General features: G+C 75.7%; 17 protein-coding genes and 1 riboswitch. Of the genes, 8 read left to right on the forward strand and 9 right to left on the reverse strand.

Going from position 1 to position 15167, the window contains the following annotated elements; all coding sequences use genetic code 11:
• Nucleotides 1-121: 121 nt before the first annotated feature.
• Nucleotides 122-1144 (reverse strand): 1-aminocyclopropane-1-carboxylate deaminase, encoded by a 1023-nt coding sequence (locus UXQ13_RS21395; protein ID WP_225233824.1) that lies wholly within the window; start codon nt 1142-1144, stop codon nt 122-124.
• Complete coding sequence (locus tag UXQ13_RS21400) at nt 1141-1791, reverse strand: GntR family transcriptional regulator (protein WP_225233823.1); 651 nt, start codon at nt 1789-1791, stop codon at nt 1141-1143. Before UXQ13_RS21400 ends, UXQ13_RS21395 begins: the two co-directional genes overlap by 4 nt.
• 64 nt (nt 1792-1855) lie before the next feature.
• On the opposite strand from UXQ13_RS21400, the gene UXQ13_RS21405 reads away from it, so the two are divergent.
• Complete coding sequence (locus tag UXQ13_RS21405; RefSeq protein ID WP_225233822.1) at nt 1856-2353, forward strand: PaaI family thioesterase; 498 nt, start codon at nt 1856-1858, stop codon at nt 2351-2353.
• Nucleotides 2354-2384: 31 nt separating this feature from the next.
• Nucleotides 2385-3005: an N-acetyltransferase gene (locus UXQ13_RS21410; RefSeq protein WP_225233821.1), complete on the forward strand. Its 621-nt coding sequence runs from the start codon at nt 2385-2387 to the stop codon at nt 3003-3005.
• Here the strand turns inward: UXQ13_RS21410 and UXQ13_RS21415 are convergent.
• The gene (locus UXQ13_RS21415; RefSeq protein ID WP_225233820.1) at nt 2979-3599 is read right to left on the reverse strand and encodes a class I SAM-dependent methyltransferase; all 621 of its coding nucleotides are present in this window, start codon (nt 3597-3599) and stop codon (nt 2979-2981) included. The two genes, UXQ13_RS21410 and UXQ13_RS21415, sit on opposite strands and share 27 nt — an antisense overlap.
• A gap of 269 nt (nt 3600-3868) precedes the next feature.
• Nucleotides 3869-4627: a 3-oxoacyl-ACP reductase FabG gene (gene fabG, locus UXQ13_RS21420; RefSeq protein ID WP_225233819.1), complete on the reverse strand. Its 759-nt coding sequence runs from the start codon at nt 4625-4627 to the stop codon at nt 3869-3871.
• A 248-nt stretch (nt 4628-4875) separates the two neighbouring features.
• On the opposite strand from fabG, the gene UXQ13_RS21425 reads away from it, so the two are divergent.
• The 5 genes from UXQ13_RS21425 (at nt 4876) to UXQ13_RS21445 (ending at nt 9478) form a co-directional block, all read left to right on the forward strand.
• Nucleotides 4876-5931 carry a type IV toxin-antitoxin system AbiEi family antitoxin domain-containing protein gene (locus tag UXQ13_RS21425; RefSeq protein ID WP_225233818.1) on the forward strand — a complete coding sequence of 352 codons (1056 nt, stop codon included), beginning with the start codon at nt 4876-4878 and terminating at the stop codon, nt 5929-5931.
• A 48-nt stretch (nt 5932-5979) separates the two neighbouring features.
• A riboswitch (TPP riboswitch) is annotated at nt 5980-6084 on the forward strand.
• Nucleotides 6084-6701 carry an ECF transporter S component gene (locus UXQ13_RS21430; protein WP_225233817.1) on the forward strand — a complete coding sequence of 206 codons (618 nt, stop codon included), beginning with the start codon at nt 6084-6086 and terminating at the stop codon, nt 6699-6701. It overlaps the preceding riboswitch by 1 nt.
• A gap of 70 nt (nt 6702-6771) precedes the next feature.
• Nucleotides 6772-8094 (forward strand): ABC transporter ATP-binding protein, encoded by a 1323-nt coding sequence (locus tag UXQ13_RS21435; protein WP_336392938.1) that lies wholly within the window; start codon nt 6772-6774, stop codon nt 8092-8094.
• The gene (locus UXQ13_RS21440; protein ID WP_225233816.1) at nt 8091-8852 is read left to right on the forward strand and encodes an energy-coupling factor transporter transmembrane component T family protein; all 762 of its coding nucleotides are present in this window, start codon (nt 8091-8093) and stop codon (nt 8850-8852) included. Before UXQ13_RS21435 ends, UXQ13_RS21440 begins: the two co-directional genes overlap by 4 nt.
• Nucleotides 8853-8947: 95 nt before the next feature.
• Entirely contained in the window at nt 8948-9478 is a 531-nt protein-coding gene (locus UXQ13_RS21445) for a putative immunity protein (protein ID WP_225233815.1), read from the forward strand.
• Nucleotides 9479-9494: 16 nt separating this feature from the next.
• Here UXQ13_RS21445 and UXQ13_RS21450 read toward each other — a convergent pair whose 3' ends face one another.
• Both UXQ13_RS21450 and UXQ13_RS21455 read right to left on the reverse strand, forming a co-directional pair.
• Nucleotides 9495-9875, reverse strand: coding sequence for a hypothetical protein (locus tag UXQ13_RS21450; protein ID WP_225233814.1), 381 nt, complete (start codon nt 9873-9875; stop codon nt 9495-9497).
• A 126-nt stretch (nt 9876-10001) separates the two neighbouring features.
• Complete coding sequence (locus UXQ13_RS21455) at nt 10002-10484, reverse strand: MarR family winged helix-turn-helix transcriptional regulator (protein WP_225233813.1); 483 nt, start codon at nt 10482-10484, stop codon at nt 10002-10004.
• Nucleotides 10485-10577: 93 nt separating this feature from the next.
• Here UXQ13_RS21455 and UXQ13_RS21460 point away from each other — a divergent pair, with 93 nt between their 5' ends.
• On the forward strand, nt 10578-11507 hold the full coding sequence (locus UXQ13_RS21460; protein WP_225233812.1) for an NADP-dependent oxidoreductase: 930 nt from the start codon (nt 10578-10580) through the stop codon (nt 11505-11507).
• 8 nt (nt 11508-11515) lie between these two features.
• Here the strand turns inward: UXQ13_RS21460 and UXQ13_RS21465 are convergent, their stop codons facing one another.
• The 3 genes from UXQ13_RS21465 to UXQ13_RS21475 are packed head-to-tail and all read right to left on the reverse strand — an operon-like array spanning nt 11516 to nt 15157.
• Nucleotides 11516-13039, reverse strand: a complete 1524-nt coding sequence (locus tag UXQ13_RS21465; RefSeq protein ID WP_225233811.1) for a DUF6297 family protein — start codon at nt 13037-13039, stop codon at nt 11516-11518.
• Nucleotides 13036-13722 (reverse strand): ABC transporter ATP-binding protein, encoded by a 687-nt coding sequence (locus tag UXQ13_RS21470; protein ID WP_225233810.1) that lies wholly within the window; start codon nt 13720-13722, stop codon nt 13036-13038. Before UXQ13_RS21470 ends, UXQ13_RS21465 begins: the two co-directional genes overlap by 4 nt.
• Before the next feature lie 34 nt (nt 13723-13756).
• Nucleotides 13757-15157, reverse strand: coding sequence for a uracil-xanthine permease family protein (locus UXQ13_RS21475; protein ID WP_336392925.1), 1401 nt, complete (start codon nt 15155-15157; stop codon nt 13757-13759).
• Between the last annotated feature and the right edge of the window lie 10 nt (nt 15158-15167).

Below are 15167 nucleotides of genomic sequence, written 5' to 3' on the forward strand. Positions count from 1 at the left end.
GAGGACGGCGACCACGCCGTCCTCGACCACCGATCCGCCGGTGACCAACCGTCCGCGCAGGACGGCACCGCCGCCACGCTCCCGAGCACTGGTCATGACCGGACGGTACCGCCCATGTGGCTCAGCTGAAGAGGGCGCTGTACCCGTTCAGGGCGGGCTGGCCGCCGAGGTGGGCGTAGAGCACGGTCGAGTTGCGGGAGATCTCGCCGGAGCGGACCAGCTCGATCGTGGCGGCCATCGACTTCCCCTCGTAGACCGGGTCGGTGACCATGCCCTCGGTGCGGGCGGCGGTCTCCATGGCGCGCAGGGTGACGTCGTCCGGGATGCCGTAGATGCCGGCGTGGAAGCGCTCGTCGAGCTCGACGTCGTCCAGGGTCAGCTCGCGCTGCACGCCGATCGCGGCAGCGGTGCGCCGGGCGATCCGCAGCACCTGGTCGCGGGTCTCGGTGGGCTTGGCGGAGGCGTCGATGCCCAGCACCCGGCGCGGGCGGGCGCCGTCCTCCTCGAGCTTGGCGAAGCCGGCGACCATGCCGGCCTGGGTCGAGCCGGTCACCGAGCAGACGACGACGGTGTCGAAGAAGACGCCCAGCTCCTGCTCCTGCTGCGCCACCTCGCGGGCCCAGTTGGCGAAGCCGTGCCCGCCCAGCGGGTGGTCGGAGGCGCCGGCCGGGATGGCGTAGGGCTTCCCGCCGCGGGCCTCGATCTCGGCCAGCGCGGTCTCCCAGCTCTCCTTGAACCCGATGCCGAACCCAGCCTTGACCAGCCGGACGTCGGCGCCGGCGAGCCGGGAGATCAGGATGTTGCCGACCTTGTCGTAGACCGCGTCGGGCCAGTCGACCCAGCTCTCCTGGATGAGCACGCAGGACAGCCCCAGGTGCGCGGCGACCGCGGCGACCTGGCGGGTGTGGTTGCTCTGCACGCCGCCGATCGAGACCAGGGTGTCGCAGCCCTGCGCGAGCGCCTCGGCGACGAGGTACTCGAGCTTGCGGGTCTTGTTGCCGCCGTAGGCGATGCCGGAGTTGCAGTCCTCCCGCTTCGCCCAGACGGCGGCGCCGCCCAGGTGCTCGGTCAGCCGGTCCAGGCGGTGCACCGGCGAGGGGCCGAACAGCAGGCTGGTGCGGGGGAAGTCGTCGAGCGTCGTCACGGGGTCTCCTCGGTCAGTTCGGACAGCAGCGCCGTCCAGATGGCGGTGGTGGTGCCGACGGCGGCCTCGACGTCGTGGTGCTCGCACGCGGTGATCAGCTGGTCGTGCAGGTCGACGGAGTCCGACCCGTGCGCAGCGGCGAAGCGCAACCGCTCGAGCCGGCGGACGACGGGGGTGAAGCGGTCCACGGTGGCCCGCACCGCACCGTTGCCGCAGCGGTCGACCAGCACGTCGTGCAGCTCGTCGTCGGCGTCCAGCGCCGCGTCGACGTCGCCGGCCCGGACCGCGTCGGCGAACCGCTGGTTGGCCGCGCGCATCGCCGCGACGTCGTCGGCGGTCACGGCGGGGACGGCGGTGGCGACGGCGAGCTCGTGCATCGCCCGGACGACGACCGCCGCGTCGTGCACCACCGCGGGGACGACGGCGGTCACCCGGGTGTGGCTCTGCGGCTTGGACTCCACCAGCCCCTCGTCGGCCAGCCGGGCCAGCGCGGTGCGCACCGGGGCGACGGACAGCCCGAGCCGGCCGGCCAGCTCGGCGTCCTTCACCACCCCGCCCGGGGGCAGCTCGCCGGTCACGATCGCCTCGCGCAGGCGCACGAGGGCCTGGTCGCGCAGCAGCACCCGAGGCGTGGTCACAACTGACATCTCAGATGTCAGTTGTGCATCTGTCAAGGCCCGGCCATATCGGCACACCCGCTAGGTTGTCGGTATGACAACCGAACCCACCCGTGAGCGCACCTACGCTTGGGGGGACCCCGCCGTCTCCGCGGCCGAGGTGATGACCAGCGCCGGCATCGACGTGCTGCGCGGGATCGCCGAGGGTCGCCTCCCGGCCGCGCCGATCGCGGCGACGCTGGGCATGGGCCTGGAGTCGGTCGAGCCCGGAAAGGTCGTGTTCACCCTCGACCCGGCCGAGTTCCACTACAACCCGATCGGCTCGGTGCACGGCGGGGTCTACGCCACGATCCTCGACTCCGCGACCGGCTGCGCCGTGCACTCGATGCTGCCCGCCGGGGTCGGCTACACCAGCCTGGACCTCACGGTGAAGTTCCTGCGCGCGATGACGACGACCACCGGCCGGGTCCGCTGCACCGGGACCGTGACCCACCTCGGCGGGCGGACCGCGCTGGCCGAGGCCCGGCTGACCGACGGCGCCGACCGGCTGCTGGCCACCGCGACCAGCTCCATCCTGGTCATGCGCCCCTGAGCCGGCCGGCGCACTGTGGTGGGGTGGGCCGGTGAGCGCACCCGTCGTCCGCCCGGCCCGCCGACCCGACGTCCCCCGCATCTCGGCGACGCTGGCCCGCGCCTGGGCCGACTACCGCTGGTCGTCCTGGGCGCTGCCCGAGGACGGCCGGTCCCAGCGGCTGCACCGCTGGTGCGAGCTCGCCGTCCTGCAGGCGCTGGACACCGACTCGGTCTGGACGACGGAGGACGGCGCCAGCGTGGCCGTCTGGGCCCCGCCGTCCCCGCCGCCGATCGCCGCCGACCTGCAGACCGTGCTGGACCGGGACCTGCCGCGGATGCTGGGCAGCCGCCAGCCGGTCGTGCTGGCCAGCGAGCGCCTGGCCGAGCAGGGCCTGCCCGAGGAGCCGCACTGGCGCCTGGTGGCCGTGGGCACCCTGGCCGAGCAGCGGCACGCCGGCCTGGCCGCCGAGGTCTGCCGGCCGGTGCTCGAGCGCTGCGACGCCGAGGGCGTGCCGGCCGCGCTGACCGCCTACACCCGGCTGGCGGTGACCTGGGGCCAGCGGCAGGGGTTCGCGGTCACCCATGCCACCCGGACGGCGGTCGACCACGAGCTCCCGGCCTGGGCGATGGTGCGCCGCCCGGCCTCAGGCGGCCAGGGCGGGGACGCCTAGCTGCAGCGCGCCGGCCAGCTCGGCCGAGCGGTCCACCCGCAGCAGCGGCGACCGGGTGAAGAGGGCGACGGCGACCATGTAGGAGTCGTCGTCGGCCCAGCCCCGGTCGGCCGCGACCAGGTCGCGGATCCGGTCGAGCACCTTGGGCTCGCGGCTGTACCGGCCCAGCTCCAGCGGCATGGCCAGGAAGCTGGTCACCCGGTAGCCGGCGTCGGCGGCCGCCTCGAGCGTGCCCACCGGGTCGGCGTAGCTGGCCACCGCGGCCACCACGTTCTCCCACGGGCCGCCGAGCAGCCGGACGAGCAGCGCGTTGCCGTCGGGCCCGCCCCACAGCCCGGGCAGCTCCAGGTCGCCGTCCGGGGCGGGCAGGTAGGGCGGGTTGGTGATCACGGTGCGGGCCGGCGACCCGGCCGCACCGGCGAAGAAGTCGCCGTGCTCGACGGTGTAGCGGTCGGCCACGCCGCGCTCGGCGACGACGGCCCGGGCCGCGGACACCGAGTCGGCGTCGACGTCCCACGAGCGCACGGTCAGCCCGGGGAGGCCCGCGACCACCCCCGCGACCGCCGAGGCGTCGCCGGTGCCCAGCTCGACCACCCCGTCACGGGCCCAGCCCAGCTCGCGGGCGTACTGACGGAGGACGAGGTCGGTGGAGCAGGCGAAGTGCTGGGACTCGGCGGTGCAGTCGAAGGGCAGGGAGGCTCCCGGGGCGCAGCGGGCACGGAGCCCTGGGCGGATGCCGCGGGCTCACGAGCGCCCGCGGGCACGGCCGGCCGTGGGCTCCAGCGCGACGTGCGATGCCCAGGAGAACTACCTCGCCGGGCCGTCCGCCAACCATCGCGGACGGCCCGGATCGGGCCGCGGGATCAGTCCCGGGGCCCGCCGGCGACGTAGATGACCTGGCCGGAGACGAACCCGGCACCCTCGCTGGCCAGGAAGGACACGGTGTGCGCGATGTCCTCGGGCTGGCCGACCCGGGCCACCGGGATCTGCTTGGCGGCCATGGCCTTGAAGTCCTCGAAGGGGACGCCGACGCGCTCGGCGGTCGCCGCGGTCATCTCGGTCTCGATGAACCCGGGGGCGATCGCGTTGGCGGTGACGTTGTAGCGGCCCAGCTCGATGGCCAGGGTCTTGGTGAACCCCTGCATGCCGGCCTTGGCCGCGGAGTAGTTGACCTGGCCGCGGTTGCCCAGCGCCGAGACGCTGGACAGGTTCACGATCCGGCCGAACTCGGCGGCGACCATGTGCTTCTGGGCGGCCTTGCTCATCAGGAACGCGCCGCGCAGGTGGACGTTCATGACGGCGTCCCAGTCCTCGACGCTCATCTTGAACAGCAGGTTGTCGCGGGTGATGCCGGCGTTGTTCACCAGCACGGTCGGCCCGCCGAGCTCCTCGGCCACCAGGTCCACCGCCGCGGCCACGCCGGCCTCGTCGGCCACGTTCGCGCCCACCGCGATGGCGTCGCCGCCGGCGGCCTTGATCTTCTCCACCGTGCCGGCGCAGGCGCCCTCGTCCAGGTCGAGCACCGCGACGGACATGCCGTCGGCCGCCAACCGGGTGGCGATGGCCGCCCCGATCCCGCGGGCAGCCCCCGTCACGATCGCCGTCCGCTGTGCCTGCGCCATTGCCTGCTCCTTCACTACCGGTGAGTACGTCTCCGCTGATCTCTACCAGCCGGGCGGGACGGCGGCACGGGCCGGGCGTCCTCCTGGGTCACCTGGCGGTCATCGGGTCGCGTCGTGGCGCGACCCGATGACCGTGGGGTGACCCGCACGGATGCGCCGGTGTCCATGCCGCACGCCGATCTGTGGACGGCCCCGCCGGGTGTGGACGACGACCGACGCCGGACCCGCTCCCAGCGCACGGTCCCGGTGTGCACCCTCTCCTGGACGAGCTCCGCTCTCGACGGATGGGGCTGATCATCACCGCCGACCTGCGACGGGCCGGGATCACCGACGCGGAGGTGCGCCGACAGCTCCGTCGCGGCGAGTGGGTCCGGCTGCGGCGCGGCGTCCTGGCCGAGGCCTCCCACCTCGCGGGTCTGGACGGCGCCGGCCGCCACCTCCTGGAGACGGTCGCCGTGGTGCTCGCGCTGCAGCGACCGGGTGCCGTCGTCGGGCGGCACAGCGCGGCGACGGTGTACGAGCTGCCCCTCCCGCGCTCCCTCGACGGCACCGTCGTCCTGCTCGACCCGACGCAGAACCGCGCCGGTGAGGGGTACCGCATCCACCGCGCACCGCTGCCCGACGGCGACGTCACCCGTCGACGCGGCATCCCGGTGACGACGCTGCCGCGCACCCTGGTCGACCTCGCCCGCACCCTGCCGCTGACCGACGCGGTCGTCGCCGCCGATGCCGCGCTGCACCGGCTGCCCGAGCTGGTCACCCCCGAGCTGCTGGGCGCCGCCGCCGCAGCGGCGACCGGGTGGGCGCACGCGGCGGACGCCCGCCGGCTGGCCGACCTCGCCGTCGAGCACGTGGAGTCGCCGCTGGAGAGCAGGCACCGGCTGGCGCTGCTCACGTCGCGGGTCCCGCTGCCCCGCCGGGGCATGCGCATCGACCTGGACGGGGACCGGTTCTACCCCGACGGGCTCTGGGAGGAGGCGGGCGTCGTCCAGGAGACCGACGGACGGGTCAAGACCCGCGAGCCGTGGCACGACCGGACGGCGGAGCAGAAGGTCTGGGAGGAGAAGCGACGGGCCGAGAAGCTGACCGCCGCCGGCCTGCGGTTCTGGCGGGTGGCCGAGGAGGACCTGGAACCGCGGGCCTGGGCGAGGGCCGTCGACCGGTTGCTCGGGATGCTGGCGCACCCGGTGCCCGGCCCGCGCCGCTACCGCGCGGTGTTCGCGCCGCGCCCCCGTGACCCCGGCAGCGGGTCACCGGGCAGTCAGAGGGTCGCGTCGCGGCGCGACCCGATGACCGGGGGGTGACCCTCTGCGGCGGAAAGCGGGCGTGCGTACAGTCCCCGGCACAACAGAACACACCGACAGGGGAGCGCCACGAGGCGCTGAGAGTGCGGGCAACCGCAGACCCTCGAACCTGAACCGGGTCATGCCGGCGTAGGGAGTCTGGAGAGAGCACCATGACCGCTGAGGTCACCCGTCCGACCGCTGCCACCGGGCAGGCGCCGCGCCGTTCCTGGCGCACCGTCGACATCGTCACGACCGCCGTCCTGGGCGTCGCGTTCGGCGTCGTCTTCTGGGCCTGGAACCTGGTCTTCGGCGTGCTGGCCGCGCCGCTGGACTTCTTCCCGCCGCTGGCCGCGGTGCTCAACGGCGTCTACCTGATGCCCGGGGTGGTCGCCGGCCTGCTGGTCCGCAAGCCCGGCGCCGCGATCTTCGCCTCCGGGCTCGCCGCCGCGGTCAGCCTGCTGCTGGGCTCGCCCTACGGCGGCATCATCATCGTCTACGGCTTGATCCAGGGCCTGGGCGGCGAGATCGGCTTCCTGCTGACCCGGTACCGGTCCTTCGGCTGGGGCACCGCCGTGCTCGCCGGGGTCACCGCCGGGCTGTCCACGTCGATCCTGGACAACACCGTCTACTACGCCGACCTGGGCTTCTGGGCCTACAAGGTGCCCTACACCGTCTTCACCGTGATCAGCAGCGTGCTGCTGGCCGGTGTGGTCGGGCTGCTGCTGGTGAAGGCCCTGGCCCGCACCGGCGCGCTGAGCTCCTTCGCCTCCGGGCGCAGCCGCGTCTAGCCACGGCGGCCCGTCCGCCGTCCGGGCGCGCGGGCTCGCCGTCCGGCACGCCTCCCGCCTCGCCTCGGCGCTGACCGACGTCGACCTGGACGTCGCGCCCGGCGAGCGCGTGCTGGTCACCGGCCGGTCGGGCGCGGGCAAGTCCACGCTGTTCGCGGTCCTGGCCGGGCTGCTGGATCCCGAGGCCGCCGAGGTCACCGGCGAGCTGACCGTGGACGGCCGCTCCCCCGCCGAGGCCCGCGACCGGCTGGGCCTGCTGCTGCAGGACCCGGACAGCCAGCTGGTGATGACCCGCGCCGGGGACGACGTCGCCTTCGGACTGGAGAACGCCGGCCTGCCGCGCGAGCAGATCTGGCCACGGGTGGACGACGCGCTGGCCGCCGTCGGCTGGCGCTACGCCCGGGACCGGGCCACCCAGGCGCTGTCCGGCGGGGAGAAGCAGCGGCTGGTGCTGGCCGGGGCGCTGGCCCGCCGACCCGGGTTGCTGCTGCTGGACGAGCCGACCGCCCAGCTGGACCCGGCAGGCTCGGACGTCGTCCGGGAGGCGGTGGCCCGCGCGGTCGCCGACCGGTCGACGACGCTGCTGGTCGTCGACCACGACGCCGCGCCCTGGCTGCCGCTGGTGGACCGGGTGGTCGAGGTCGTCGACGGCGGGCTGGTCGCGCACGGCCCGGACTGGACGCCGCAGCTGCGGACGGCAGGTCTGGTGCTGCCGGTGGCTCCCGGGTCCGGCGCCCCCCGGGTCGTCGCCGAGGCCGCCGGCTTCACCTACCGGGGGACGACGACACCCGCCCTGCCGCCGACCGACCTGGCCCTCCCGGGCGCCTCGGTCACCGCGCTGACCGGCGCGAACGGCACCGGCAAGTCCACGCTGGCCCTGCTGCTGGCCGGGCTGCGGGCACCCACGACCGGCCGGGTGCGCGCGGCCGAGGAGCTCGCCGCCCGCGGGGTGCGGGAGCCCTACCGCTGGCGGGCCGGGGAGCTGGTCACCCGGATCGGCACGGTCTTCCAGCAGCCCGAGCACCAGTTCCTCACCGGCCGGCTGCGCGACGAGCTGGAGCTGGGTCCGCTGCGCTCGGGCTCCGGGTCCAACGCCGCGCGAGTACGGGCTGAGGAGCTGCTCGAGCGCCTCGGTCTGACCCCGTTCGCCGACGCCAACCCGTTCACGCTGTCCGGCGGCCAGCAGCGCCGGCTGTCGGTGGCCACCGCGCTGGCGACGTCCCCGCAGGCGTTGGTGCTCGACGAGCCCACCTTCGGCCAGGACGCCGCCACCTGGCGCGAACTGGTCACCCTGCTCGCCGAGCAGCGCGCCGCCGGCTGCGCGGTCTGCGTGGTCACCCACGACCGGGACCTGGTCGACGTCCTGGCCGACGCCGAGGAGCGGTTGTCGTGACGGCGTCCCTGGCCCTGGGGCCCGCGCCGGACGTGCCGCTGTCCCGGGTCAACCCGGTCGCCCAGCTGACCGCGATCGCCGTGGTCACCGTGGTGCTGCTGACCAGCCTGGACGTCGTCACCCCGTCGGTGGTGGTGCTCGCCGAGCTGTGCCTGCTGCCCGCCGCCGGGCTGACGAACCCGCGGACGCTGTGGCTGCGGACGTGGCCGCTGCTGATCGGCGCGGGCACGGTCGGACTGGTGAACCTGCTGCTGGGCGAGTCCGGCGCGGTGTACGCGCTCGGCCTGGCGCTGCGGGTGGTCGGCTTGGCGCTGCCCGGGGTGTTCCTGGTGGCGTCGACCGACCCGGTGCGGCTGGCCGACGCGCTCACCGTGCACTGGCGGTTCCCGGCCCGGTTCGCCGTCGGGGCGCTGGCCGCGCTGCGTCTCGTGCCGCTGCTGGTCGCCGAGTTCGAGTCGGTGCGGCTGGCCCGACGGACCCGCGGGGTCGAGGCCGGCCGCAACCCGGTCGCCCGGGTCCGGCTGGTCGCCGGGATCGGCTTCACGCTGCTGGTCGGCGCCGTCCGGCGGGCCGGGCGGCTGGCCACGGCGATGGACGCCCGCGGGTTCGACTCCGGGGTGACCCGCACGAACGCCCGCGGGTCGGTGCTGCACGCCCGGGATGCCTGGTTCGTCGTCGGCACGGTGGCGGTGTGCGCGGTCGCCGTCACCGCGAGCGTGCTCAGCGGCGTCTGGGACCCGGTCTTCGTCGGCGGCTGACGCACCCGCTCACCGAGTGCGGAGCCAGGCCGCCCACCGGTCGCGGATGACCGGCCCAGCTCCGCACTCGACGCGGCCCGTGCCAGCGTGACCCGGTGCCCTCACCCCAGGCGTTGAGCGAGGCCGACCGGCGGACCGTGGCGGCGTGGGCCGCGGACTGCGCCGAGCGGGTGCTGCCGCTCATCGAGTCCGAGGCGCCCCACGACGACCGGGCCCGGGACGCCGTCGCCCGGACGCGCGCCTTCGCCCGCGGCGAGCTGGGCACCGCCGGGGAGATCAAGCGCCGCTTCGAGGCCGGCCGGGCCGCTGCCTCGGCCACCTCGCCGGCCGGTGCGGCCGCCGCCCGGTCCGCCGCGCAGGCCTCCGGGGTCGCGCACATGGGCGCGCACGCGCTGGGCGCCGCGGCCTACGCCGCCCGGGCCGTCGCGCTCGCGCACCCCGACGACCCGGACGCCGGGCCCGCCGAGGTGCGCTGGCAGCTCGCGCACCTCCCCGACGAGGTGCGCGCCGCCCTGCGCACACTGCCGGCCGCGGGGACGGACCGGTCCGGTCCGCTGGGGGCGGGGCTGCTGACCTCCGGCGCGCTGGGCGTCCTCACCCGAGAGATCCAGGCCGGCCTGGCCTGAGACCGCCGCGGCGCACTCAACCCAGCTCGGACCTCAGCAGGGCGACCGCGAACGGGGTCACCCAGAGGGCCACCGACACCGGCCACCAGGTCCGCGCAGGCAGGCTGCTCACCCGGCGCATCGCCCAGGTCAACGGCCCGGCGACCCCCAGCAGCACGAACCAGAGCACGCCAGTGGCCCAGACGACGACGCCGATGCCGTCGTCCACGAGCGTCGGATCGACGGCCACCCACCCCAGCTCCCCGGCGACCACCAGACCCAGCAACCAGGCGAAGAGGACCGGGTACCAGGCCAGCGCGCCCACGAGCAGCCCGCCGAGCACGAGCAGCACCCAGCTCGCCGGCACGCCCAGGCGCCGACGGCGGGTGCCCGCGTCCGGGGCAGTCAGGTCGACCACCGCGCCATCCTGGCACCGCCGTGCGGGCTGCACCCTGGGTCCACCCGTCGCGCCGCCCCTTCCCCCAGGGCAGGACCTGGAGGGAGGGGCGCCCCGCTGGGTCCACCCACCCTGCGACTGCAGCGGTCAGCGGCGGCGGGCGGAGCGGGGCGGGGCCTGGCGCATCCGGTCCCGCAGGCGCAGCAGCAGCCGGGTCAGGACCGGGGCGTCCTCGGCGGGCAGCAGGTCCAGCAACGCCGCCCGGACGACGGCCTCGTGCCCGGGCAGCACGCGGTCGATCAGCGCCCGGCCGGCCGGGGTCGCGCTGACCACCGTGCCGCGGTCGTCGGCGGGGTCCGCGCTGCGCGCCACCAGGCCGCGCTTCTCCAGCACGGTCGCCTGGTAGGTCACCCCGCTGCGGCTGTAGACGACCCGGTCGGCGATGTCGGTCATCCGCTGGCTGGGCTCGGGGCCGAGCACCAGCCCGGCCAGCACCTGGAACTGCACCCAGCTCAGGTCGCCGTCGGCGCGCAGCTGCTGCTCCACCGCGTACTGCAGCAGGCTCGCGGTCTCCATGAGGGCGAAGTACGTCTGCAGCTGCTCGGGCGCGAGGTGGTCCGGGCTCGTCACGGCACCGAGCCTACCGGGCACTTGCTTCGAACTCGGAACACCTCTACGGTCGCCAGTGTTACGAGTTCGAAGCACCTACCCAGGAGGAACACCATGAAGGCAGTCCGTTTCCACGAGTTCGGCGACCCGCAGGTCCTGCGCAGCGACGACGTCGACACCCCTCGGCCCGGGGCGGGCGAGGTCCGCGTCCGCGTCGCCGCCACCACCTTCAACGGCATCGACGCGACCATCCGGGCCGGCGCGATGCAGGGGCCGTTCCCGGTCGCACTGCCGCACGTCCCCGGCGTCGAGGTCGCCGGCACCGTCGACGCGCTGGGCCCCGGGGTCGAGGGCCTCGCGGTGGGCGACCCGGTCGTCGGCTTCCTGCCGATGATCGCCGACGGCGCCGCCGCCGAGTTCGTTTTGGCCCCGGCCGACGTCCTGGTCGCCGCGCCGACCACCATCCCGCTCGCCGACGCCGCCGCGCTGCCGATGGTCGCGCTCACCGCGTGGCAGTCGCTGTTCGACCACGGCGGGCTGACCGCCGGCCGTCGGGTGCTGGTCGTCGGCGCGGGCGGGGCGGTGGGCCGGTACGCCGTCCAGCTGGCCGCGGCGGCGGGCGCGCACGTCGTCGCCGTCGCCGCGCCCCGCCACCGGGAGGCCCTCCTCGCCCTCGGCGCCGCCGAGGTGGTGGACCCCGCCGCGACCCCCCGCACCGAGCCGGTGGACCTGGCCCTCAACCTGGCCCCGGTCGAGCCCGAGCAGCTGGCCGCCCTCGCCGGGCTGGTCCGCGACGGGGGTGCCGTCGTGGCCACCACGGTCTGGATGCCCGCGCCCTCCGACGAGGCCCGCGGCGTGCGCGGCGTCGACGTCTTCGTCCGCAGCGACGCCGCCCAGCTCGCCGAGCTGGTGGCCCGGGTGGACAGCGGCGAGCTGCAGGTCGACGTGGCCGAGCGGGTGCCGCTGGCCCAGCTGGCCGAGGTGCACGCCCGCGCGGGCGCCGGCGCACTGCCCGGCAAGGTCGTCGTCCTGGTGGGCGGCTGACCGGGTGGTCAGCTGCTGCGGCGCTGCGCCGTCCCGACCGCGAGCGCACCCAGCCCGGCGGCCACGACGAGCGCGATGCCCTGGAGCAGCTGCGGGGCCTCGCCGAGCAGCAGCGCGACGATGAACGGGATGGTGCCCAGCACGCCGAGGTCGAGCCCGCGGACCAGGGTGACCCCGACGCTGGTGGGCACCGCCCCCATCGGCGAGGAGAGCACCGGGCCCGACCAGTCGAGCTCGGGCCGGTACCCCCCGCGCACGGCGGCCCCGGCCCAGGCCGGGGCCGTCAGCACGCCCAGCACCGCCCACTCCCAGCCCAGCCCGACCACACCCGCCGACACCCCGCAGACCAGTGCCATGCCGGCCAGCGGCACGATCGCCCGGGCGCGCACCACGTCCTGCGAGCTCAGCGGCATCGCCCGGTCGGCGGCCGGTGACCCGTGCGCCCGCCGACTGGGTTCACCGAGGGCGACCGCGGCCAGCCCCCAGCCGATCACCACGGCGACGGCGACCAGGCCGGGCACCTCGCCCAGCCCGCGGGTGCGGGCCGCCAGCACCGGCAGCGCGGTGCCGATGGCCAGCTGACCCCACCGCCACGGCGAGCGGGAGAACACGGCCAGGTCCCCGGCCACCACGGCCTGCCAGGGCTCCTTCACCCAGGACCAGCTCCGCTGCCGCCGCGGCGGGTGCACCGGGGTGCCCAGCGCCCGGCCCAGCTCACGGGTGTCCAAGGACAGCGCGGACGCCGAGGCCACGAACACCGCCGTCCCCCGCTCGCGCAGGGCGCCGGCGGCCAGCCGGTCGCTCACCCGGTCGGCGGCCACGAGGCCGGCGACGGCCAGCACCGCGGGGACGCCGATCAGCAGCGGCAACGGGACGTCGGGCGCCGAGGGCACCCAGTCCCAGCCGTCCACCAGCGTCCCGCCCACCGCGGGGACGACGACCACCACGGTGGCCAGCGCCCCGGTCACCGGCGCCACCCAGCCGGTCCGCCCGCCCGCCTGCAGCACGACCAGCCCACCGACGACGGCCAGGGCCAGCAGCGCCGCCCCGGCGACGGTGACCGACACCTCCGGCACGCTGGGCGCCTGCGGCGCGGCCAGCACCACCGGCAGCGCGACGACGACCGCGGCCACCACGGCGACCAGGCCGACCTTGCGCAGCTCGCCGCGCAGCAGGCCACGCCGTCCGGCCGGCAGCGGCAACCACCACGCGGCGGTGGCCGGGGTGGCGCTGACCGGGCCCAGCCGGGACAGCAGCGCGACGACGGCCGCGGTGACCAGCACCGCGGCGACCAGCGCGGTCAGCTCGCCGGGCAGCACGGCCGACCCGGTCTCCGGGCGGGCCGCGATCCGCTCCCGCAGCGAGGCGAACGCCCCGCCGAACACCGCGACGACGACCGCCGCGGTGGTGAGCGCGGACAGCACGTCCCCGCCGAGGGTCAGCCAGCTGGTGTCGGCGCGCTCCGCGGTGGCCCGGCGGGTGAACCGGCGGACCCCCGCACCCGAGAGCTCCAGGGTCGGGTCGGCGTTCATCCCTCGTGCAGCGCCGCGACGGCCGCCTTCGGCGACACGACGGTGCACTGGTCGTCGTCGACCACCAGCACCCGGCGGGCGACGGTGGCCAGGAACTCCGGGTCGTGGCTGGCGAACACCACGGTCAGCCCCTCGGCGACGTCGGCGGCCAGGCGGGCGGCCAGCCGCCGGCGCATCTGGGCGTCCAGCCGGCGCTCGGGCTCGTCGAGCACCAGCAGCCGGGCCGGCCGGACGAACGCGGCGGCCAGCGCGAGCCGGCGACGCTGGCCCGAGGACAGCGCGGAGGGCAGCGCGTGCGCCCGCTCGGCCAGGCCGAACTCCTCGATCTCCTCGGCGACGACCTGCTCGGCGTCGGCGACCCCGTGCCCGCGGGCGGTCAGCAGCAGGTGCTCGGCGCCGGTGAGGGAGGGGAAGAAGGCGTCGTCGTCCAGCACGGTGGCCACGGCCCGGCGGAAGCCGGCCTCGCGCTCGTCGACGTCCCGCCCCTCGAGCTGCACCGTGCCGCCCAGCGCCGGCAGCAGGCCGACGACGGTCTGCAGCACGGTGGACTTGCCGGCCCCGTTCGGGCCGATCACGCCCAGCGCCGTGCCGGCCTGCACGCTGACCGTGACCGGCGCGCAGACCGGCTCCCCGCCGTAGCCCACGGAGAGGTCGTGCACCTCGAGCAGCCCGTTCTTCGCCATCGTCGCAGCAGCGTAGGGCGCCCCCCTGTGCGGCTCAGCGCTCGGTGCGCTCCTCGGCGCGCTCCTCGACGGCCGCCTCGACGAAGGGCTCGGCCGGGGACGGCACCTCGGGCGCGGGCACCGGGCGCCCGGGCAGCACCAGGTTGAGCACGATGGCCACCACCGCGGAGACCACGATCCCCGAGCTGAACAGCGCACCCCACTCCCCCGCGATGCCGGCGATCGCGTCCGGGGCGGCCGCGATGCCCCGGCCCAGGGCGACCGACATGGCCACGATGAGCAGCGCGCGGGTGTCCAGGCCGTCCTTGCTCAGCAGCTCGATGCCGATCGCGCAGACCATCCCGAACAGCACCAGCACACCGCCGCCGAGCACCGCCGGCGGGACGGCGGCGAGCACCGCGGCCAGCTGGGGCAGCAGCGCCAGGCCGACCAGCACGCAGGCGCCGATGGTCACCACGTGCCGGCTCATCTGCTTGGTGAGCGCGACCAGGCCGATGTTCTGGCTGAACATCGTGGTCGGCAGCGCCCCGAACACCCCGCCCAGGACGGCGGACCCGCCCTCGGCCAGGATGCCGCCGCGCAGCTCGCGCCGGGTGGCCGGCCGACCCGCGCCGCCCTCGGTGACCGCGTGCACCGTGCCCACCGAGTCGACCATGTTCACCACGCCGACGATCGCCATCGACGCGATGGCCACCACCTCGAACGAGACGCCGAACGCGAACGGCGACGGGAAGGCCAGCACCGGCCGGTCACCGACGCCCGACAGGTCCAGCAGGCCGGCCGGGATGGCCACCAGGTAGCCCACGACGACGGCGATGAGCACCGACGCGGCCTTGGCCAGCCCGCGGGCGAACTGGTTGAGCACCACGGTCAGCACGAGCACCAGCCCGGCGACCCCGAAGTTCGTCCAGGACCCGAAGCCCTCGCGGCCGACCCCGCCGGCGGCCAGGTTGATCCCGCTGGGCAGCAGCCCCAGGCCGATCACCAGGATGATCGTCCCGGTCACCACCGGCGGGAACAGGAACGCGATCTTGTGGATGCCCAGCCCGATCGCCACCTGGACCAGCGCGGTGACGAGCACCCCGCCCAGCACGGCGTCCAGCCCGCGCTCGGCGGCCAGCGGGACGGCGACCGCGATGAACGCGAAGCCCGAACCCATCATCAGCGGCAACCGGCTGCCGACCGGGCCGATGCCGATGGTCTGCAGCAGCGTGGCCAGACCCGCGCACAGCAGCGCGGCCTGCACCAGCAGCACCGCCTCGCCGGTGGTCGCGCCGATGACCCCGGCCAGCAGGATCGCCGGGGTCAGGTTCGAGGTGAACATGGCCAGCACGTGCTGCAGGCCCAGCGGCACCGCCACGCCCCACGGCGGCATCGCGTCCGGGTCGCCCGGGTCCCGCCGTCCCGTGCCCTTGGTCGCCTTCGTCGTCGCCATGTCCTGCTCC

The sequence above is a fragment of the Klenkia terrae genome, assembly GCF_037083865.1.
Classification (GTDB): Bacteria; Actinomycetota; Actinomycetes; order Mycobacteriales; family Geodermatophilaceae; genus Klenkia; species Klenkia terrae.